Genomic DNA, 18,642 nt, shown 5'->3' with positions numbered 1-18,642 from the left:
TACCGATGAACCGATGAGGGAATCAGCAGCTTCCATTCACCTCATATGCTGCACGGACTCCGGATTGTATAGCGCCTTCCATCCAGCCGTGGAAGGAGGAGGTGTGCTCGCCTGCAAAGTGGAGCTTTCCTTCTGGTTGTCTGATAATCTCTCCGAGGTTTTCTTCCTGGCCGGGAGTGAAGAGGGTAAAGCACCCAGCTGAATAGGGGTTTTGACTCCAATTGAACGTAATAGAATTCATATATTCTGTGTACACGCGATTTCCGTAAATCTTCGCTAAATCTTTTAGGACCATTAGGATTCGTTCTTTCTCTGGCAAGCTTCCCCAGAGCACCGCATCATTTCCCCAGCTATAGCTCGCCAATAAGACACCAGAGCCAGAAGAGCCGATGTTATGACTCGGCACATAGCTAAAACGTGTAGGTAAATCGCTCAGAGCATTGCCGATGTTATCATCTTCCCAAAACCGTCTACTAAATTCGATACCGATCTTCACCGCTGGCACGTTGATCAACTCGCGGATTGCCTGCCACTTTTTAAACGAAATCGATTCATATGGATAGACGTCGATGAATTGAAAAACAGGAAACGGGACGGTTACGATTGCCGCATCACCCGAATAAGTGAACCGCTGCCCTGTTAAAGGGTCTTCCGCTTGAATCTGAACACCATTCTCGCTCTGAACGATTTTCTCAACTTTACGATTTAGATAAATATCTGATTGTAGACCATTCACGAAGGAATACGGTAAGCGGTCATTTCCACCTTGGATTTCATAAAATTTTATTTTCTTACTGAAGATTGGATAGATAATGTCAGTCAAAATATCAGTAAAGGCGAAATTAGGAAATCCTTCGATTCCTAACATGACGGCAATAAATCGAATCGCATTACGAGAAAGGGGGCGCCCAAGCGGGTTGAATCTTAGAAATTCTCCCATCGAATAGTCGCCGTACTCCTTCGATAATTCTTCTTTTTCTTCTTCTGAACTATTTTTATAGAGGTCGATAAAAGGCTGCGTAGCTTCTAAAAATAACTCTGTTGCAGTTTTTCCCTTTTCATCTTCATTCACTGGAAAACCTAGCATATCAGGATTTTTCTCGTACTCTTTTCTAGTCGTAAGGACGTTGTTTACATAGATGACATCATTCGGTGAGGAGTTTTTGAACTTGTTGACCGGTAGTTGAAACTGCCGTATATATTCGAGTACGAGCGCATGGTTATCGGGAATTCTCATTGCACCAACATCGATGTATTTATGTTGCGAAAAGGGCTCTCTAACCGTATAAACTCTTCCTCCGATTCGGTTGTTGCCTTCAAGAATCGTTACGTGATGGCCTGCTCGTTTTAATAACGAAGCAGATACTAACCCGGATAACCCGCCCCCAATGATGATGACGTTTTGAGGAGGGCACGTGTTCGGCAAACCATTTCGAATAATCCCGACTAAGTCATCGGGGTAATGTAAGGAGGAAAATATTTCTGTCATCACACCCACCTACCTTCCCACCTATAAATATGTAAGAACTGGAACTTATATGAAGTCATCTCTGTGATTGATGTTATTTCCTTACCTAGCGCCCATTTTATTGGTTGAAAAGGGTCTGTAAGAGTCGTTGACAGTGAGAATCATTCTCTGTATAATAATCTTTGCAATTGATATTCATTTTCAATTAACTTACATACAGGGGGAAACACGATGGTTTTTAAAAGTAAACTTACTTATCTACTATTAGTTTTTGTTCTTGTTCTATCTGCTTGTGGACAGAATGAGGGAAACTCATCCAAGGAAAACAGCGAAGAAACTAGCAGTGAAGAATCGACGGAGAACACAAAAGAATCTGCTGAAGACGAAAGCAGTGAAGATGCTGACTTCGTAGCTGCTTATAAAGAAGGAAAAACTGAGCTTGCGAAGGCAAGTGAAGGTGAAGAAGTTGACTACCAATCTGTGATCGACCTATATAACAAAGACTTGCAACCACTAGTTGCTGAACGCGATGAAAGCATTGATCAACAGATCACTGCTGCTCTAGAAGCTGGTAAAAGCGGCGAGATGGATGGAGCAGTCGTAAAGCAAATTTTTGATAAACTAACGCAGAAAGTTTTCTATCTAACGGTTAAACATGAGTTTGATGAGATTAACGAAAACTGGGGCAATACAGAAGAAGTTAACTCTGAAATCGAAGAAGCAAAAGAATACTATGCAGTTCTAAAAGAAACAGTCGAGAAACGCGACGCAGCTTATGAAACGACAATGGTAGACCAGATCGATGCTGGATTTAGCGAAATCGAAAAAGCGGTTGAGAACGATGACAAGCTTGGGTTCCAACTAGGCAAGCAACTTGTTGACAAGACGTTGATGAAGACGTTCTATCTTGCAGCAGGAGCAATGCCAAATGGTTATGCAACAAAAGCAGCTGAAGCAGCGAAGGAAGATGCAAAAGAAGCAAAAGTTGAACAAGCTGAGGGCTGGGCATTCTATCAGTCAATCTCAAGCTATCTCAATGAGTATGCGAAAGAAGACGCTTCAATCATCGAAGAGAACTTCAACCTTGAGAACGATGTGAAGAACCTTGATCCAGAAGCTGTAAACCATGCGTTTGTACGCGGTTTTGCGAAGATTGCTCTTCACGAGTACGAAGAGAGTGAAGAGAACTGGGGCGAAGATAAGTCTACGATCACTGCACTTGAAGGCGCATTGTTCATCGACTTAATCGCTAGCGACATCAAGAGTATGGAAAGCGAAGAAGATTATACAACATTGAACGAACTCGCTCAATCTTATCTAGAAGCTGTCAAAGCTGATGAAAAAGAGCAAGCGATGGAAGATCTGAAGAACCTTGAAGATCGCCTGAATACGATTATCGAAAACGCAAAATAAACGTGATGAAACCTTGTCCCTCGTGGGCAAGGTTTTTTTGTCTTATTTTTCTTATGAAAAAACGTATCGTAACGAATGAAAAACGATAGGTATGGAAGGGGGATTGGCTGAATAATATTGGTATGTCAGTAGTCGCATTTGAATGATTTGTGATCTAGGTTTGCCACTACAATTTCGCGAAGGAGTTGGAAATGATTTATTGGGTCCTGTATGGTCTTATCCTGCTGTCTCTATTTCTGTTTGTTCCGGTTGAATTTGCGTTTATTTTCATGGTCGGTGGCTATTTTGTTGTTCGCCATCTCCCGCGTAAAACAAGTGCTACTCACAATGGTGCCGCTACACATGCTTTTTCAACAAAACAAAAGTCTTCAAAAATGAATGTTGATTTTGACGATGATGACGATGAAGAAGAATATGAACCTGGTAATCTAACGAAAGAGGATGAGGATGAGGATGACCATAACCGTACGCTACAAGAAGCCGAGATTTTTGAACATGAAGAAGAGCGACTTCGTGAGGAACAGCGTTTTGAAGATGAAGAGGCTACCCAATCGGAAGAGGACAACCGTGATGACGATTGATAAATGAAAAAGCGTGCTGACATGTGTCAGCACGCTTAGTTTGTAGGGAAACCTGTAGGAGCTTGACTAGCTCCTGTTGACGAGTGCCTGAGCAAAACAGAGGACAAAAACCCGTCCACTCTGAGTCTCGAATACCAATTTTCCACGGGAGAGAAGTAGTATCTACTCCTACTGGGTTGAAATCAATTACAGCAAACTTTTCGACCGATAATGATTAAGTAGACATCTGCTTTCATTCTCTATCCGTTTATTAATTAGCTTTGCTTTTGTCTCGTAAACATACATGAAAATGTTGATTGGAGCGGAAGGATGCTCGACTCCAGCGGGAGGTGCGGGACAGGTGAGACCCCGGAGGCGCAACGGTTTTGTGCGCTGAGAAGGCTCACCGCCCGCCCCGCGGAAAGCGAGCATCCTGGAGCGGAAATCACCACTATAACCTTTTTAGATGGTTATTAAGACTGTCTCGACCTTTTATTTAAAACAATACATAGGAAACCACAATATACATGAGTGCCATGACGAGGGACGGAGCTGCATACCGCCATTGACTGAGCGTGTTTGCCCGACGCATCAATAAATAGATGATAACGAGGGTCATGACAAGCCCAAGTCCTGCAATGGAGATGTTCGAACCATCAACAGCAGCGAGGATTGGCCCTTTTCGATAGAGAATGTCTGTTAAGGCAAGAAGCTGGATGTTAAACAGATTACTACCAAGTATGGAGCCGATCGCCATATTGTAGTTCGCTAGTTTGAAAGCCGCAAGAACGGTTACGAGCTCTGGTAGAGAAGTTGAAGCTGCGATGAGGAAACTCCCGACAAAGCTTGCGTTCATGCCCGTGGCTTCAGCGAGCCTATCACCTGTAATCGATAGTAGACTTCCAGAAGCAAAGACGATAAGAGCTGCTATAATAAAACCGATCACCGCTTTTCGAAGAGAATAATCTTTCGTCGGGGTCTCGTCTTGATTCTCACCATCACTTGAAATATAGTTCATACTCAGGATATAAAGTAGAACGACGGCGATCATTTCGATACCCACTCCAAAGATTGAAATGGAGCCTGGAATGAGAAATGATGTGATGATGATGATAAAAAACAGGAGGCCGATGAGCGCTGAAGGGACATTTGTCTTCGTATCGATTCGTTGAAACAACCTTCTCCGTCTGTAAATCAAATCAACTACAGCCAGAATCAGAAGATTAAATCCATTACTTCCTAACATGTTCCCAACTGCAATATCTGGATTATCGATATAGACGGCAGTTAAGCTTGTTGTTAATTCTGGAAGTGAAGTTGCGCCTGCAATCAAGAATGTACCAACAACAGCACCGCTCAATGAAGACTTCTTACTGATCACATCGCCGAATTGATTCAGGTAGATAGCAGCTGCTACAACTACTGCCGCCGCGAGAAGAAAAATTAGAATAAGCATGTGTAACTCCTTCCTGCCAGTGCATACAAAAAAGACCCTGGCACACCAAAATGTACCAAGGTCTTGCGTACTAAAAGTTTAGCCTGATGGACCAGGTATCGAAATACCGTAATGGTGATCCATCAACCGTATCGGCCGCTACTCCCCTTGTTACGTTAAATATAGCTCGATTTGGTTTTTAAGTCAATAACGAGATGTGAGAGTAGAACGTGCCGAACCCTTTACTTCTTTTCTTCCTCACTCATCCGTTGTAAACTAGAAGTGAACTGGAAAACTGCAGCTAGGGTTCCGCTATTTGATAGGACAGTGACCGAGGGCTGCATCTTTTACATATGTAGAAGGCACCTATTGACATAAAAGGTCCGAGGGGAAAGGTTCAGCGTATTTCGCATGCGTTGAATTCTTTCTCTTCGGGCTTTTTTTATTTTATGAAGGAGGTTAGTGTAATGGAAATCGATGAATTAAAAGCAGGGGTAGCAATCATTATTCTGAATGAAAAGAACGAAGTGTTGCTTCAGAAAAGAAGCGACGTTGGACTGTGGGGCATCCCATCAGGACATATCGAAATTGGAGAGACTGTCTCTCAAGCTGCCGTTAGGGAAGTGAAAGAAGAAACGAATTTAGATGTAACGATCAAGAAGTTGATTGGCGTTTATTCTGATCCGTCTTCACAAGTTTTTCATTATCCAGGAGGCAAAGTCGTTCATTTTATTACAACGTGCTTTCTTGCTGAAATCGTAGGTGGGGACCTAAGGTGTCATTCAGAAGAATCACTTGATATGAAGTTCTTCTCAGCGTCTGAGCTGCCAGTGGACTTGTTAACGATGCATCCGAGTTGGTTGGAAGATGCTCTGGACCAGAAAGAGCGCGCGGTTATCCGCTGAGTGCGATGGAAGGGTATACCAAATTGAGCGCATCTTTTATATAATGAGGTCAGTCAGATTTGAAGCGGAGGAATGGTGTAATGAGCTCAGATTCTATTAAATTTCTAGAAGGAAAACGCGTATACTTACGACCGATTGAAAACGAAGATCTTGATTTCTTTTACAAGAAAGCTCTCTGGGACGAGGAAGGGAGAAGGTTAACGGGAACGCAGGCTGTGTTTAGTCGGGTGGGCGTTCAGAACTGGTTTGAACGTATTTCAACAGACAGCTCTCGAGTCGATCTTATCCTCTGTTTACAAGATTCAGATCGTCCAATCGGAGATCTTGCGATGCTTGAGATCGATCATCAAAATCGAAAAGCGGTCGTTCGGGTATCTATCTTTGATCGTGATTATTGGGGGAAAGGGTATGGAAGTGAAGGCATGTCATTAGTACTAGAATATGGATTTGGTATATTGAATTTAAATCGTGTTGGACTTGATGTCTTTGCGTTCAATGAGCGTGCGATCGCTTCTTATAAGAAGCTTGGATTTCAGCAAGAAGGGCGAATTAGAGAGGATCTTTTCTATGATGGCGAGTACCATGATTCGATCTTAATGGGAGTTATGAAGGATGAATTTCGTAAAGTTGAATAAGACAAAAGGAACACCTGTATGCTCGGGTGTTCCTTTTGTTTTATTCATTATCGGTTTACTGGTTCATATCAAACAGCTGTCGTAGCGTCTCATCATTCACAATCAGGTCATCAAGCGTATAGCCATCGAGTACTTCAAAATAAGCTTGCAATGCTTCGTGCAGCACATGTTTTAATCGACATGCTGGGGTGATGATACATGTATTTGTTTCTCGATCGAAGCATTCTACTAGATGAAAGTCTTCTTCCATGCCTCTGACAACTTCGCCAACGTTGATGTCGAAAGGGGGTTTAGCGAGTCGTAATCCACCGTATCTTCCTCGGATCGTTTTGATATAATTCTTCTTTCCGAGTTCATGTGCAACTTTCATCAGGTGATTTTTCGAGATATTGTAAGCATCCGCTATTTCCTGGATGCTTGCTAATTTATCGTTCTTCATACTCCCAAGATAGATCAACATTCTTAACGAGTAATCGGTATAATTTGTTAAACGCACGTTCGTTCATCCTCATTTCAATCCGCTTTATCCTTATTTTAGCACACCTCACATGATGAATACTTCTGTAAGGTTTTATGTAAATTGTGAACATTTTCGTAAAGATGTATTTTATATATTGCTTTAAAAGGAAAACCCCTATACCATAAAGGTGTATTCAAAATACATCTTTAAAAAACGGAGGGCATTCTTATGCTATCATCTAATACGATCGCTACAATCAAATCAACGGTACCTGTTCTTGAGGTGCACGGAAATGAAATCACGAAGCGTTTCTACGACATGCTTTTCACAAATCATCCAGAGCTACTAAATATTTTTAACCACGCTAACCAAAAGCAAGGCCGCCAGCAGCAAGCTTTAGCAAATGCTGTCTATGCTGCAGCCAAACATATCGATCAATTAGAATCAATCCTTCCGGTGGTGAAGCAAGTTGCACATAAACACCGTAGTCTCGGAGTGAAACCAGAACATTATCCGATCGTAGGAGAGTACTTATTAAAAGCGATCAAAGATGTTCTCGGTGACGCAGCAACTGAAGAAATCTTGCGCGCATGGGAAGAAGCGTATGGTGTTATTGCAGGTGTATTCATCGATGTTGAGCAAGAAATGTACGCCGAAGCAGCACAACAGCCAGGTGGATGGCGTAACGAGCGTACATTCGTTGTGGATCGGAAAGAGCAGGAAAGTGATGTTATCACCTCATTCTACCTGAAGCCAGTTGACGGTGGGGCGATTGCATCATTCAATCCGGGACAATATATAAGTGTGAAAGTGGAGATTCCAGGTGATGAATTCACCCATATTCGTCAATATAGTCTTTCTGATGAACCTGGAAAACCTTATTATCGAATCTCTGTGAAAAAGGAAGAAAATCCAACGAATCCTGATGGTATCGTTTCTAACTTTTTACATGAAGGTGTGAAAGAAGGGGATTCGCTAAGCGTTACGGCACCAGCGGGAGATTTCTATCTAGAAGAAGGCACAAATCCGATCGTTCTGTTAAGTGGTGGAGTAGGGATCACCCCACTTATGAGCATGTTGAAGGCTAGTGCCACACAGGATAGAGACACGACGTTCATCCATGCGGCAATCAATGGGAATGTTCGTGCTTTTGACAAAGAAGTTAGAGAGCTCAATCATTCTTCACTAAATTCTTACACGTGTTATGAATCTCCAACAAGTGAAGATCGCAGCATTGGATTGTTTGATAAGGAAGGATATGTAACGAGTGACTGGTTGAAAGGTATTCTAGATCTTAACCCGGAAGCTCACTACTATTTCTGCGGACCGTTGCCATTTATGAAGGCTGTAAGAGAAGCCCTAGAGCAACTTGGTGTCAAAGAAGAGCAAATGCATTATGAATTCTTCGGACCTGCCGTAGCACTTAAGCCTGCGATTCACTAATTTTGTAAAAGGGGGGTCAGGTACGTACCTGACCCCCCTTTAAAACAATTTCCAAATCACACAATCTCCTATATACTGTACAACAATAGCGTTTGTTTTTTTACATAGTTAGGAGAGAACAGCCATATGGATAGCATTATCTTTGATTTAGATGGAACGATCTGGGATCCGATCGATACGGTGATCGATGCATGGAATAGAACGATCGATGAACATCCTACCATCAACAAGCAGTTGACGCGCGAAGATTTCCAAAAGACGATGGGGTTACAGATGCATGAAATCAGCCGAAGGTTCTTCCCTGATGCTGATGATGACGTGCGAAAACAGCTTATCGATACATGTGGCAATAACGAATTAGATACGATTGCTGAACAAGGTGGATCACTGTACGAAAACGTCCCGGACGTATTGAAGGTTCTCGCAAAGAAATACAAACTGTATATCGTGAGCAACTGTCAAGATGGGTATATCGAAGTGTTCTATCAGTATCATCAACTCGACGAACATTTCTTGGATTATGAAAACCCTGGTAGGACAGGACTCTCAAAAGGTGAGAATATCAAGTTGATCATGGAACGAAATAATCTCGACAATCCGATTTATGTAGGTGATACGGAAGGCGACATGAAAGCAGCGAAGTTCGCAGGCATCCCTTTTGTATACGCAAAGTATGGATTTGGACAGGTGAGTGAGTATGATGAAGTGATCGAGCGCTTTGATGATCTTTTGAGGTTGTATGGGGAGTGACGATTTACGATAGAAAACAAAACAACCGCACTATCGTTACATAGATGCGGTATCCATTTGGTGAGGTCATAATCTAGTTGAAACCTTAATCGTAAATGATGGAAACTGAGCTTTTTCAGCATATGACGCCGCTTCGTTGAACGTGCTAAAGCATACATCCAGCAGGGTACGAGCACCGTTGTCATCAAGAACTGTAATCACCCACACAACGATCATCTCCAAGTTCATTATTAGTTATTTTATGCAATACGTACCATCATGTTCGGTGGTTTTCGCTAACAATATACATGGACTGACCATTTTTTTTAATAAGGGGTAGGTAGAGTTGGCATGGTTGTTGAGGAAGATTCGTTCATTTTGGTAAGAATACACCTGAGATGGTTTTGTGAAGGATGAGGAATTGTGAAAAGGAGACGAATGGATCGAAGGGTGATCAAAAACATGAAGCTGTTTTATGGCATCGTGTTCGTTTTGTTTTTGATTTTAATCGTTCGGTTATTTTACATACAGATGATGTAGGCAAGGATGATACATAGCTTGTCAGCTTATTTACTTTTATAAATAGTAACATCAACATAGGCATTTCTCATACACTATCTTGGGGTGAGGAAAATGCCAAGAGTAAAGTACAAAGATTCAGACGTTGCCTTGATCGCAAGGATGATGAGAGCAGAAGCCGAAGGAGAAGGGAAACAGGGGATGCTCTATGTAGGAAATGTTATCGTCAATCGTGCGCAAGCAGATTGCTTGGATTTCCAGGGGTTGCGAACGATTCCTCAGGTCATCTACCAGGTACAGGGTGGAAATTATTCATTTGAAGCTGTTCAAAAAGGAAATGTTTTCTATAACAGAGCTCGTTCTGCGGAGAAACGATTAGCGAAGAAGACCTTAGATTACTGGAGAGAACATCCTGGTAAATATGCGCTTTGGTATTTCAATCCCTATGGGCCATGTCCTTCAACGTGGTATGGTCAACCGTTTGCTGGTCAATATAAAAACCATTGTTACTATGAGCCAGAAGCGGGAACGTGTGCGAGCGTCTATCGATGAGCGTACGTAATGTGTAAACCAATAAACCATAGCGAACGAGGTGAATTTCACCTGAATCGCTATGGTTTTTGTTATGTCTATTTCCTTCGCTTAGATGAAAGTGGTGGGGGCGGTCCGATGACGACAGCTCCAGCTCCTTCGATTGGTTCTAACGCTGCTGCCATTTTCTCAGGATCGATGTTGTACGCTTGTTCATAAACAGGGAGAGGAGTTTGTGTTAACATCGTGGAACCTTCCTGCGTTTGAAATTGGTCGTTGTTGAAGAATAAAATCATTTTCGTATCGTCAGAATCAGCTGAGATCCAATGCCAATAGCCCATCGGGATAAACACGGTTTCACCGGGTTTTGTCAGCTTGTACGTTTGTAGTTTGTTATTGTTCGGGTCCAGAATACCAACGGTTGCTGAACCAGAAATGAGGTAGTCCAATTCCCATGCGTTTGGATGCCAGTGAGGTTCGCGTATGAACCCCTTCGACATATTTAATTCTGCAACGGAACCCCCGACCATTGCAGGCATTTGAGTGGAAGATAAAAGATAAACGATATTCTCTGGATCTCGTTCAAACAGTACACTGTTGTTGATATCAAAGAATAGATTAGGAGTACCTTTACCACCAACTAGATTTCGGTTGTCGGTTATATAACCTGATACCGGACTTGTCATATAGTTTCCTCTTTTCTTGTAGAACTTCTTTATCATCATATGTAGAAGAATTAAGTTGGACTAGTTACTGGTCTACTTTCTATTGAAATGTATGATGAGCTGGTTCTTTGAATCAATCTCCAGTCGATGGATAATGATGTTAATATATTGAAAGAGAAGTAGTGAAAATGAACGGAGTGAGACCAATATCCAAACTTATTATCCTAAGAGGCAATTCTGCTAGTGGAAAATCAACGATCGCGAAGGCGCTGCAAAACCATTATGGAGACGGAACGCTCTTAGTCTCTCAAAGATACCGTGCGGCGCGATATGCTGAAGGTACGTGATCGAAAAGGAAACCTTTCACATGATTTGATTCGGCAAATCACTGAATATGGAAAAGGGAAATGTAATGTTGTTATTTTAGAAGGGATTTTGAGTAACCAGCGTTATGGAGAGATGTTGAACAACTTAATTCAGTTCTATGAGGGAAAAGCCTATGTCTATTATTTTGATCTCACGTTTGAAGAAACGTTGAAACGCCATCATACGCGTTCGAAGAGAAATGAGTTCGACGAAGATGCTTTGCGGTCATGGTGGAGTGAGGGCGATTATTTAGGTGTGGATGGAGAAATGATGGTGACAGATGAGATGGATGAGAATGAAATTTTAAAACTGGTTGTGGAGCAAGTAAACGTGTGATGATGTTGGAAACTATATGCTGAAAGAAAGAGGAGCATTAGTGAATAAAGATAGGACGGTCCTAACGATTGCAGCAGTTGGATGTATGTCAATTCTTCTTTATGAATGTGTTGGTGAGCCGCAAGTCGTCTAGGTAATTGGAATGGTGTTTGTGGGGATGCATCTGGGCAAGGAGACGACACCTGATGGTAAGTGATGGAGATGAAGGTAAATTAACAACCACTAATTATTGTGTGATTTCCTTCTCTCTACTACTAGTATACTGCTAATGAAAAAGTATTTATAGACTACTTTTTCTATAGTACCTGCCCTATACTATTAGATACAAATCTAAAACTATAAGAGGTGTATCCATTGAATGACAAAAAAGATGTCTTGGATCGTGGTCCTTTCTTTCATGGTACTAAAGCAAAACTGAAAATTGGAGATCTATTAGAACCACAACACTTATCAAATTATCAAAATAAAAAATCGAACAATATTTATTTCACAGCAACATTAGATGCTGCTAAATGGGGTGCTGAATTAGCAGCGTCGGATTCAAAAGAAAGAATTTACATTGTAGAACCATTGGGTGACTTTGAGAATGATCCGAATTTAACTGATAAGAAATTCCCTGGAAACCCCACACGTTCATATCGATCGAAATCACCTTTGAAAATAATTGCTGAATTAGGTTTGTGGGAGAGGCATTCTGATGAACAAATAAATCAAATGCTTACCTCTCTAAAAAACTTACGTGAACAAGGAAAAGCTGTCATATATGATTGACTCTGCATGTTGCGCTTTCGACATCATTCGGGGAGTGACAGGCACTTCTTCGACTTAAGGAGGATACGAGTATGTTATCAACGGTCATGGCGATTGTTCTTATGGTTTTTCTGGTCGTCTCTATCATCATGGTCATTAAGAAAAGAAGAAAAGCGGGTCAAACTGGATTGAAAAGTGCACTAACACCAATCTGTTTTTTCGCGATTGCGATTATCAATTTGTTCGGTTTTTTGTTTCATTCCCTTGGCGTTGTTATTTGGTCACTTAATGTTGTTTTCTTGATCATGGGCGCATACTTTACGAAGTACTCGCTTGTCGCTGAGGAGCACAACTCGTGATCTACATGTAGAAATAATAGAAGAGGATGTCTTGAGAAATTTCTCAAGACATCCTCTTTTTTTGTGCGTTCGACACGATTCGGGGAGTGACAGGCACCGAGCGGGCGGCACCGCTCAAAAATTTATTTTTCGGAGATGCCCCTTTTTGCACTTTCATTTCGATATATAGGGTGAAAGCGAAAGGAGGTGGCAAACATGGCAACAGCTTCTCTTAATAACACGCAGCTTCGAATGGTCCTTGATGTAGGCGTCGACTCCAAAGGTAAGACGATCTTTCGTAGCAAGAACTTCAACAACATCAAAGTAGAAGCATCGACTGATGCACTGTTCACAGTCGCTGCAGCACTAGCTCCACTTCAACAGCACTCGATGTTCGCAGTTGAGCGTAATGATTCTTCTGACCTACTTGGCTAGTAACTAGCCAAACTAATAATGAAAGGAGGGACCCGACATGGCAAAAACACTTGAACTTCAATTCCTGAATGATGACAACAAGCCGTTCTCGATCTCACTTAACGATCCGGTTGAACCGGTGAATCCAGCAGCAATCTCTGCTGCAATGGATACGTTGCTTGCACAGAACATCTTCACAACAAGTGGTGGTGATCTCGTAGCTAAGAGAGGTGCTCGAATCGTTGAGCGCAACACGAGTGACATCGTCATCATCTAATCCTAAGAAGAGAGGGCGTAAGCTCTCTCTTTTTCCAGTATAAAAAAAGGAGGAAACAGCATGGAGTCTTGGATGTCACTCATCAGCGACGTTGGCTTTCCGATCATCGTGACGCTCTATTTGCTTCACCGCATCGAACAGAAGCTCGACACGCTGAACGATACGATCCTGCAGCTGCCAGAGAACATTTCTTTAGGTAACGATCACTAAAACAGGAGGAAGGTGAGGGTCCCCTCACCCGATCTTCTAACCTATTCCATACATATTGAATCACCGACAACTACATAGTGAACAGATCCTCGACCGTGAAAAAACACAATGGGACGAGGCGTCTTTCGTAATGCCTTTTTTCCGAAAGCTGTTCAGAACGTGGAATCCCTAGTAACACGTTTAGAAACTAAAATTGACAGGTTAGCTGAAGCCGATGCAGTAAATTTAGCGTTCCCGCAACACACACAGTTCCCGATTTCTGTGGCGGGAGACTATGGCGTGAACAGCCCTAATGGTTCGGTAAGGTAACCAGGCGTACTACGGTACGGGTAGCAGAGAGCAGAAGACGCACATGGGACTGGTTTCATGTGTAGAAAGCTCTTTGTTGAAGACATTCAAGCGTTCAAATCGGGTGATACGGTGGCCCCCTCAGGCAAACTCAGTACCATTCAGGACGTCTGCTTTTTCTACAGCATTGCTTTTGAGTGCTGTAGAAAAGGTAGTCTTTCTCTGTCCAATGTTTCCTTATCAAATCTAGTTCATTCAGGGGATTAAAGAGCTTGAAGATAAGAGTTAACTTGGTTGAGTTGGTTGAGAGTTGGTGAGGGCGGAAGGTACTAAGGAACGTTATAGGTGAGGGTGATGGTCGTCAAAGATAGAAACAATGAATAGTAGAAAGAGAGCTGGTTAGCGTTACTAGGTGGAGAGGTGGGGGAGTCGAGCCAGAACTGAGAGGGTTAGAAGCAAAAGGTGTAAAGGAACATTGCGTTCTTTTACACCTTTAATATGAGCACCAAAGGTAGACCTACCTATCATGTTCTTGTTTATCAGAAGAGTATCATCTATTCGATGACTAACTCTTTCCCGTGCAGCTCATTCGATTGATCGAGCATCATCTTCGTGGTATTCCGAATGAGTGTAGGTAGCACGTCGAACGAATAAGGCTTATAGACGCGCTCTGTCCATTTGTGACCATCCTTTCCATATACGCCCATGTTTACGGAAGGAACGTTCAATTCTCGGATGTCTTTAATCTGGATCGGATAGGTTTCCGCCAGCTCAGGGAAGTTCTTCACGAGTGCATCGATTTCATCGTCACTTTCATGAAGGGATAGGAAGCTGCCGTCTGCAAGATAGGGAAAGAATTTCTTCACTGCGAACGTTTCACCGGTGCGTTTTGCCGTTTCCTCAAGGTTTCGTTTCACAACGTTCAATAATAATTGATCACGCTCACTGTCACCCAAATAATTATGAGGAAGGTAAGGAGGGCCGTAGAAAATAATCACTCTTGGCTTCTTATCTGGATCGAGTTGTTGGAGGGCTTCTACGATTTTGAAGCAGATCATCCGCGATTCGAGCTCTTTGTTTTCCTCAATTACCTGTTTCGTCACCGTTTCAACATCTGCGCCTTTCCCTTTTAACTCATCGATGAAAGATTCAAGACTCGTTACGTCAATATGCCAGGAGAGATTCCGAGTCGGAAGCCCCGTTCGCTTGATGAATTCTTGATAGTTCGCTGATAGGCTTTCTTCAACTTCTAGGCAGGCATCCACGGTCAGTTCCTCTAGCTTCCTCATCACATCTTTCGCCGTTGCTTCATAAATAAAATAGTTAAAGTACAAAAGGCTGCTCTTTGCGGTTTGCACATTGTATGTCTCTTTTGTGTCCTTCTGATACAAGCATGATGGAGGGAGGATGAGTTCTCCAGCGATATTCTCAGTTAAGTTGATGTTGTTATTGATCCTTCTATTGATTTCAGCTGAGATCAAGGTGGAGTCGATCCCTGATAACGTATCGCCCACATGCGTTTCTCTTCCATAAATATAAAAGCTAGGTAAAAGCTTTCCTGCTGAACCAGTATAAATATAACGGTGGTGATCACCATCATACTGAGGCGTGATAAAATCTGCATTGATCGCACAAACAAAGTTCAGTCCCTGTTCTTTCTTTAACGTATTTAACTCTGAAATAGCGGAAGTAATCCCTTTGTGCTGGCTTTCCTCGTCTGGATTTCCCATGTAGAGTATGTTTCCAGATAGCTCTTCGGGATGCATAGAGAAATGTAGGAGGTTGACGAGATGAATCGCAACACCGCTCTGCATATCGAGTGCCCCACGTCCAAACAGCCACTCTCCGGATCGCGCATCTCTCTGAACATCTCGGTCGAACTGGTAGTCTTTGAAGAAAGCTTCTAATGCATCAGGGTTCAGCGCATCTTTTTGTAAGCTACCATAGTCATCGGTTCCAACCGTGTCGAGGTGGCCGTGATAGATGATCGTGTTCTTTGTAGGTTCGGGACTTTTCAGTAGTGCGAAGATATTCTTTCTTCCTAAATTCTGATCGACAACTTGTTCCCAAACGAGATGAGGATTCTTTTGAAAATATGGAAAGGAAAGCAGCGTCGTTTTTATAAAATTAGCCAGTGCTAATTCACCTGACGTACCGTTGATACTTTCGATTTCAACTAAAGCACGTGTCAGCATGTCTACTTGCTCTGGTATCGTTTTTTCGATTAATTTCTTATACATGAGCTTGTCGCCCCCTTGCTTTATACATTAATGTAGTTCAAAATTGTACTACAATTTCATTTTAAGCCTTTTCCGTGTTTTTGAATAGCCTATATTTTATATGCAATGGTGAAGCCACTTGGAATAGAGGCGGGGGTCGATTATGCTAGAATGTAATATCGGATTTTTAAAAGTAGAGGGGATCGAGGATGAAAACGAAGCAGTCTGCTGAACAAATGATTATCGATAAGTTAAAACAGGCGATATTGAGTAGGGAGCTTGCGCCTGGTACAAAGTTAGTTGAAGCGATCATATCGGAAAAGTTACAAGTAAGCAGGACCCCGATACGAAATGCGTTTCGAAAACTAGTTGAAGAAGGATACGTCACACTTGTCCAGAATAAAGGAGCGTATGTTGTCCAGCCAGATATAAAAGAAATCATTCAGGCTTTTGAACTGCGCATTGAACTCGAATGTATCGCAGTGAAATTCGGCTTAGATAAAATCACAAATCAAGATATCTTGAAATTAGAAGATACGCTTGAAGAGGAGCTGGCGGTTTATAAGACGCAAGATATTCCGGAGTACATAGCGCTAAACAAACGTTTCCACATGCTTCTTGCAGACAGGAGCGGTAATAAATACATTAGTGAATTTCTACATAAGGTGATCGAACAAATCGATATTTACTTAAGGATTTATGATGTTGTTGATACGAAGAGTGAGGAAAAGAACAAAAGCCTCGACGAGCACCGGAAGATTATCGATGCGATCAGGGGTGAAGACATCGAAAAGGTGCAAACTGCCATCCGTCACCATCTCCAGAGTACGCTCGAAACGTTGAAAAGCACGGCAGAGGGCTATAAATCGCTCGATCAAATGTTGTAGAGGAGGGAACAGATGATGTACGAACCGATTAATTTTCATGAGAAGCTCTCATTATTTAGTGAACACTGGTCTCCAAAAGTGATTGCTGAAATGAACGATTATCAATTCAAACTTGTAAAAGTAAAAGGTGAATTCGTTTGGCACGATCACAAAGAAACGGATGAAGTGTTCATCGTGCTTGAAGGGGAGTTGACAATCGCGTTTCGCGACGGTCACGTCACGCTATCAAAGGGCGAGATGTATGTCGTGCCAAAAGGCGTAGAGCACAAACCATTCGCAGAATCGGAGTGTCAGATCATGTTGATCGAGCCTCGTGGTGTCGTGAATACAGGAGAGAAATCGACGGAATTAACGGCTGAGAACGATGTATGGCTGTAGAAAACAAATAGGATGTGGGTTGAATGACGTATACATTTGTTCCAATGACACTCTCATATGCACGTGAAATGGATACATGGCAGTATGATGGCAGGTTTGACGATCTATTCATGACGCCTTATTTTACTTCCTTTGAGAAAGACGGCGTTTTTGTAGGGCCGGGCGGTTGCGATGGTTTCGTGGCTCTCTCTGGAGATGAGATTGCTGGATTGTTTGAGTTCACAGTCACAGGGAGTACGATGGTGATCGGCCTTGCTCTCGAACCTCGTTTAGTAGGGAAAGGACTTGCCGTCGATTACGTGAACCAGGGGATTCAGTACGGCTTAAATCACTATGACATAGTAATAGACGTGATCAAACTTGACGTGAAAAAAACGAATAAGCCTGCCATTCGTGTTTATGGGAAAGCAGGATTCGAAAGGGTTAACGAAACGGATGAAGAAATTGAAATGAAGAGGAACGTGCTGTAACAAAAAGCTTGAGAGGAAGGAAATTAACGATGAAGTACAATCGTTTTAAACTATGGCTAGGTGCCGTTATCATGGCCTTAGTTGCTTTTTTCATCACAAAGCTAGTGTGGAGTGATGTACCGACAGCGTTTCTACTTGTCTATTTACTCGTTGGGTACTTAGTGAATTTCTTTCTAACGCTGATCGTACAAAGTAAGAGAACGTAAATACATGGTGGAATCGGAGCTGCGCACGCCTTTTTAAAGAAGGAGAACAAACTTCTTCAGAAAGGCTTGAGCTGTTGGAGAATCACCAGAAAGCAATTCGGCATCAGATTGAAACGTTACAAGCAACGGAAGAGATGCTCGATAAGAAGATCGCTGCGTATAAGAAATACGTAGTATCACTTGTCGAATAATAATTTCTGAATGGAAAAGGGATCGGAATCGATTTGTAGAAGAATGTGGGGAAGCATCGAAAACGGAAAGGTGAGGTGTTCGGATGGCGTTTGAAGCAAATCAAGTGTACATAAACATCCCTGTCAAAAATGTAGATGCATCGATTTCGTTCTTCAGAGAGCTAGGTTTCGAATTCAACGCTGATTATACGGATGACAATGCTGCATGTATGGTTGTTAATAACAATACGTTTGTCATGCTATTGGTGGAGGAATACTTTCAGTCCTTTACTAAGAAAGAGATCGTAAACGCGAAGGAAAGTACGGAAGCCATCTTAGCAATAGGGGTCAATCGTAGAGAAGAGGTCGACACACTTGTGGAGAAGGCACTGGACTCTGGTGGCGAAGCTTCCTCCGATCCGGTCGATCATGGCTTTATGTATGTATCGAGCTTTCAGGATCTCGATGGTCACCTTTGGGAAGTCATGTCGATGGAGAAAAAAATATAGGTTTTTCATCAAAACATGTTCAAGCCTTTAGAACCATTTTCTTAGAAGAAGCCATTGTTTT

Annotated in this window: 25 protein-coding genes; 19 read left to right on the top strand and 6 right to left on the bottom strand. The window is 42.3% G+C overall.

All coding sequences use genetic code 11. The features are described from left to right. Nucleotides 1-22 precede the first annotated feature (22 nt). Nucleotides 23-1,489: a flavin monoamine oxidase family protein gene (locus tag SJY16_RS15505; RefSeq protein WP_377890558.1), complete on the bottom strand. Its 1,467-nt coding sequence runs from the start codon at nt 1,487-1,489 to the stop codon at nt 23-25. A 210-nt stretch (nt 1,490-1,699) separates the two neighbouring features. On the opposite strand from SJY16_RS15505, the gene SJY16_RS15500 reads away from it, so the two are divergent. Together SJY16_RS15500 and SJY16_RS15495 are read left to right on the top strand one after the other, a co-directional pair. Then, nucleotides 1,700-2,881 carry a hypothetical protein gene (locus tag SJY16_RS15500; protein WP_377890557.1) on the top strand — a complete coding sequence of 394 codons (1,182 nt, stop codon included), beginning with the start codon at nt 1,700-1,702 and terminating at the stop codon, nt 2,879-2,881. A 191-nt stretch (nt 2,882-3,072) separates the two neighbouring features. After that, on the top strand, nt 3,073-3,462 hold the full coding sequence (locus SJY16_RS15495; protein ID WP_377890555.1) for a hypothetical protein: 390 nt from the start codon (nt 3,073-3,075) through the stop codon (nt 3,460-3,462). A gap of 475 nt (nt 3,463-3,937) precedes the next feature. On the opposite strand, the gene SJY16_RS15490 is transcribed toward SJY16_RS15495, so the two are convergent. After that, nucleotides 3,938-4,897, bottom strand: a complete 960-nt coding sequence (locus SJY16_RS15490) for a sodium:calcium antiporter (RefSeq protein ID WP_377890553.1) — start codon at nt 4,895-4,897, stop codon at nt 3,938-3,940. A gap of 446 nt (nt 4,898-5,343) precedes the next feature. Here SJY16_RS15490 and SJY16_RS15485 point away from each other — a divergent pair, with 446 nt between their 5' ends. Beyond that, the gene (locus tag SJY16_RS15485) at nt 5,344-5,781 is read left to right on the top strand and encodes an NUDIX domain-containing protein (protein ID WP_377890551.1); all 438 of its coding nucleotides are present in this window, start codon (nt 5,344-5,346) and stop codon (nt 5,779-5,781) included. An 80-nt stretch (nt 5,782-5,861) separates the two neighbouring features. Beyond that, nucleotides 5,862-6,416: a GNAT family N-acetyltransferase gene (locus tag SJY16_RS15480; RefSeq protein ID WP_377890550.1), complete on the top strand. Its 555-nt coding sequence runs from the start codon at nt 5,862-5,864 to the stop codon at nt 6,414-6,416. A 55-nt stretch (nt 6,417-6,471) separates the two neighbouring features. Here SJY16_RS15480 and SJY16_RS15475 read toward each other — a convergent pair whose 3' ends face one another. After that, on the bottom strand, nt 6,472-6,912 hold the full coding sequence (locus SJY16_RS15475) for an Rrf2 family transcriptional regulator (RefSeq protein WP_377890548.1): 441 nt from the start codon (nt 6,910-6,912) through the stop codon (nt 6,472-6,474). A 192-nt stretch (nt 6,913-7,104) separates the two neighbouring features. Between SJY16_RS15475 and hmpA the strand changes: the two genes are divergently transcribed. Both hmpA and SJY16_RS15465 read left to right on the top strand, forming a co-directional pair. Beyond that, nucleotides 7,105-8,319, top strand: a complete 1,215-nt coding sequence (gene hmpA, locus SJY16_RS15470; RefSeq protein ID WP_377890546.1) for an NO-inducible flavohemoprotein — start codon at nt 7,105-7,107, stop codon at nt 8,317-8,319. 126 nt (nt 8,320-8,445) lie between these two features. Continuing rightward, nucleotides 8,446-9,069 carry an HAD family hydrolase gene (locus SJY16_RS15465; RefSeq protein WP_377890545.1) on the top strand — a complete coding sequence of 208 codons (624 nt, stop codon included), beginning with the start codon at nt 8,446-8,448 and terminating at the stop codon, nt 9,067-9,069. A gap of 66 nt (nt 9,070-9,135) precedes the next feature. Here SJY16_RS15465 and SJY16_RS15460 read toward each other — a convergent pair whose 3' ends face one another. Continuing rightward, nucleotides 9,136-9,276 carry a hypothetical protein gene (locus SJY16_RS15460; protein WP_377890543.1) on the bottom strand — a complete coding sequence of 47 codons (141 nt, stop codon included), beginning with the start codon at nt 9,274-9,276 and terminating at the stop codon, nt 9,136-9,138. Nucleotides 9,277-9,681: 405 nt separating this feature from the next. Here SJY16_RS15460 and SJY16_RS15455 point away from each other — a divergent pair, with 405 nt between their 5' ends. Next, a complete protein-coding gene (locus SJY16_RS15455; protein WP_377890542.1) occupies nt 9,682-10,119 on the top strand; it encodes a cell wall hydrolase in 438 nt (145 codons plus the stop codon). Between the two features lie 77 nt (nt 10,120-10,196). Here SJY16_RS15455 and SJY16_RS15450 read toward each other — a convergent pair whose 3' ends face one another. Beyond that, on the bottom strand, nt 10,197-10,784 hold the full coding sequence (locus tag SJY16_RS15450) for a cupin domain-containing protein (RefSeq protein ID WP_377890540.1): 588 nt from the start codon (nt 10,782-10,784) through the stop codon (nt 10,197-10,199). Between the two features lie 167 nt (nt 10,785-10,951). On the opposite strand from SJY16_RS15450, the gene SJY16_RS15445 reads away from it, so the two are divergent. The 7 genes from SJY16_RS15445 to SJY16_RS15415 all read left to right on the top strand — a co-directional run bounded on the left by SJY16_RS15445 (nt 10,952) and on the right by SJY16_RS15415 (nt 13,454). Then, nucleotides 10,952-11,110: a phosphotransferase-like protein gene (locus SJY16_RS15445; protein ID WP_377890538.1), complete on the top strand. Its 159-nt coding sequence runs from the start codon at nt 10,952-10,954 to the stop codon at nt 11,108-11,110. Further along, on the top strand, nt 11,094-11,465 hold the full coding sequence (locus tag SJY16_RS15440) for a P-loop NTPase family protein (protein ID WP_377890536.1): 372 nt from the start codon (nt 11,094-11,096) through the stop codon (nt 11,463-11,465). The genes SJY16_RS15445 and SJY16_RS15440 overlap by 17 nt, the downstream gene beginning before the upstream one ends. A gap of 354 nt (nt 11,466-11,819) precedes the next feature. Then, on the top strand, nt 11,820-12,236 hold the full coding sequence (arr, locus tag SJY16_RS15435) for an NAD(+)--rifampin ADP-ribosyltransferase (RefSeq protein ID WP_377890534.1): 417 nt from the start codon (nt 11,820-11,822) through the stop codon (nt 12,234-12,236). A 71-nt stretch (nt 12,237-12,307) separates the two neighbouring features. After that, complete coding sequence (locus SJY16_RS15430) at nt 12,308-12,574, top strand: hypothetical protein (protein WP_377890532.1); 267 nt, start codon at nt 12,308-12,310, stop codon at nt 12,572-12,574. A 195-nt stretch (nt 12,575-12,769) separates the two neighbouring features. Further along, the gene (locus SJY16_RS15425; protein WP_377890530.1) at nt 12,770-12,988 is read left to right on the top strand and encodes a DUF1659 domain-containing protein; all 219 of its coding nucleotides are present in this window, start codon (nt 12,770-12,772) and stop codon (nt 12,986-12,988) included. A 37-nt stretch (nt 12,989-13,025) separates the two neighbouring features. Further along, nucleotides 13,026-13,244, top strand: a complete 219-nt coding sequence (locus SJY16_RS15420) for a DUF2922 domain-containing protein (protein WP_377890528.1) — start codon at nt 13,026-13,028, stop codon at nt 13,242-13,244. 60 nt (nt 13,245-13,304) lie between these two features. Then, nucleotides 13,305-13,454 (top strand): YvrJ family protein, encoded by a 150-nt coding sequence (locus SJY16_RS15415; RefSeq protein WP_377890526.1) that lies wholly within the window; start codon nt 13,305-13,307, stop codon nt 13,452-13,454. A gap of 842 nt (nt 13,455-14,296) precedes the next feature. Here the strand turns inward: SJY16_RS15415 and SJY16_RS15410 are convergent. Further along, nucleotides 14,297-15,982: a M20/M25/M40 family metallo-hydrolase gene (locus tag SJY16_RS15410; RefSeq protein WP_377890525.1), complete on the bottom strand. Its 1,686-nt coding sequence runs from the start codon at nt 15,980-15,982 to the stop codon at nt 14,297-14,299. Between the two features lie 188 nt (nt 15,983-16,170). On the opposite strand from SJY16_RS15410, the gene SJY16_RS15405 reads away from it, so the two are divergent. The 5 genes from SJY16_RS15405 (at nt 16,171) to SJY16_RS15385 (ending at nt 18,581) form a co-directional block, all read left to right on the top strand. Then, a complete protein-coding gene (locus tag SJY16_RS15405) occupies nt 16,171-16,848 on the top strand; it encodes a GntR family transcriptional regulator (protein WP_377890524.1) in 678 nt (225 codons plus the stop codon). 12 nt (nt 16,849-16,860) lie between these two features. Then, the gene (locus SJY16_RS15400) at nt 16,861-17,226 is read left to right on the top strand and encodes a cupin domain-containing protein (RefSeq protein WP_377890523.1); all 366 of its coding nucleotides are present in this window, start codon (nt 16,861-16,863) and stop codon (nt 17,224-17,226) included. Between the two features lie 23 nt (nt 17,227-17,249). After that, nucleotides 17,250-17,696: a GNAT family N-acetyltransferase gene (locus SJY16_RS15395; RefSeq protein WP_377890521.1), complete on the top strand. Its 447-nt coding sequence runs from the start codon at nt 17,250-17,252 to the stop codon at nt 17,694-17,696. Nucleotides 17,697-17,725: 29 nt separating this feature from the next. Next, nucleotides 17,726-17,902, top strand: coding sequence for a hypothetical protein (locus SJY16_RS15390; protein WP_377890519.1), 177 nt, complete (start codon nt 17,726-17,728; stop codon nt 17,900-17,902). A 274-nt stretch (nt 17,903-18,176) separates the two neighbouring features. Continuing rightward, entirely contained in the window at nt 18,177-18,581 is a 405-nt protein-coding gene (locus tag SJY16_RS15385; protein ID WP_377890518.1) for a VOC family protein, read from the top strand. The last annotated feature ends 61 nt before the right edge of the window (nt 18,582-18,642 follow it).

The sequence above is a fragment of the Alkalihalobacillus sp. R86527 genome (genome assembly GCF_042466185.1).
Lineage (GTDB): Bacteria > Bacillota > Bacilli > Bacillales > Guptibacillaceae > Guptibacillus.
This window is presented reverse-complemented; position numbering and strand designations above follow the sequence as displayed.

Coding starts and splice junctions, on each gene's coding strand:
- SJY16_RS15505 (WP_377890558.1), bottom strand. CDS start 1,489: ATGACAGAAATATTTTCCTCCTTACATTACCCCGATGACTTAGTCGGG.
- SJY16_RS15500 (WP_377890557.1), top strand. CDS start 1,700: ATGGTTTTTAAAAGTAAACTTACTTATCTACTATTAGTTTTTGTTCTT.
- SJY16_RS15495 (WP_377890555.1), top strand. CDS start 3,073: ATGATTTATTGGGTCCTGTATGGTCTTATCCTGCTGTCTCTATTTCTG.
- SJY16_RS15490 (WP_377890553.1), bottom strand. CDS start 4,897: ATGCTTATTCTAATTTTTCTTCTCGCGGCGGCAGTAGTTGTAGCAGCT.
- SJY16_RS15485 (WP_377890551.1), top strand. CDS start 5,344: ATGGAAATCGATGAATTAAAAGCAGGGGTAGCAATCATTATTCTGAAT.
- SJY16_RS15480 (WP_377890550.1), top strand. CDS start 5,862: ATGAGCTCAGATTCTATTAAATTTCTAGAAGGAAAACGCGTATACTTA.
- hmpA (WP_377890546.1), top strand. CDS start 7,105: ATGCTATCATCTAATACGATCGCTACAATCAAATCAACGGTACCTGTT.
- SJY16_RS15465 (WP_377890545.1), top strand. CDS start 8,446: ATGGATAGCATTATCTTTGATTTAGATGGAACGATCTGGGATCCGATC.
- SJY16_RS15455 (WP_377890542.1), top strand. CDS start 9,682: ATGCCAAGAGTAAAGTACAAAGATTCAGACGTTGCCTTGATCGCAAGG.
- SJY16_RS15450 (WP_377890540.1), bottom strand. CDS start 10,784: ATGACAAGTCCGGTATCAGGTTATATAACCGACAACCGAAATCTAGTT.
- SJY16_RS15445 (WP_377890538.1), top strand. CDS start 10,952: ATGAACGGAGTGAGACCAATATCCAAACTTATTATCCTAAGAGGCAAT.
- SJY16_RS15440 (WP_377890536.1), top strand. CDS start 11,094: ATGCTGAAGGTACGTGATCGAAAAGGAAACCTTTCACATGATTTGATT.
- SJY16_RS15430 (WP_377890532.1), top strand. CDS start 12,308: ATGTTATCAACGGTCATGGCGATTGTTCTTATGGTTTTTCTGGTCGTC.
- SJY16_RS15425 (WP_377890530.1), top strand. CDS start 12,770: ATGGCAACAGCTTCTCTTAATAACACGCAGCTTCGAATGGTCCTTGAT.
- SJY16_RS15420 (WP_377890528.1), top strand. CDS start 13,026: ATGGCAAAAACACTTGAACTTCAATTCCTGAATGATGACAACAAGCCG.
- SJY16_RS15415 (WP_377890526.1), top strand. CDS start 13,305: ATGGAGTCTTGGATGTCACTCATCAGCGACGTTGGCTTTCCGATCATC.
- SJY16_RS15410 (WP_377890525.1), bottom strand. CDS start 15,982: ATGTATAAGAAATTAATCGAAAAAACGATACCAGAGCAAGTAGACATG.
- SJY16_RS15405 (WP_377890524.1), top strand. CDS start 16,171: ATGAAAACGAAGCAGTCTGCTGAACAAATGATTATCGATAAGTTAAAA.
- SJY16_RS15400 (WP_377890523.1), top strand. CDS start 16,861: ATGATGTACGAACCGATTAATTTTCATGAGAAGCTCTCATTATTTAGT.
- SJY16_RS15395 (WP_377890521.1), top strand. CDS start 17,250: ATGACGTATACATTTGTTCCAATGACACTCTCATATGCACGTGAAATG.
- SJY16_RS15390 (WP_377890519.1), top strand. CDS start 17,726: ATGAAGTACAATCGTTTTAAACTATGGCTAGGTGCCGTTATCATGGCC.
- SJY16_RS15385 (WP_377890518.1), top strand. CDS start 18,177: ATGGCGTTTGAAGCAAATCAAGTGTACATAAACATCCCTGTCAAAAAT.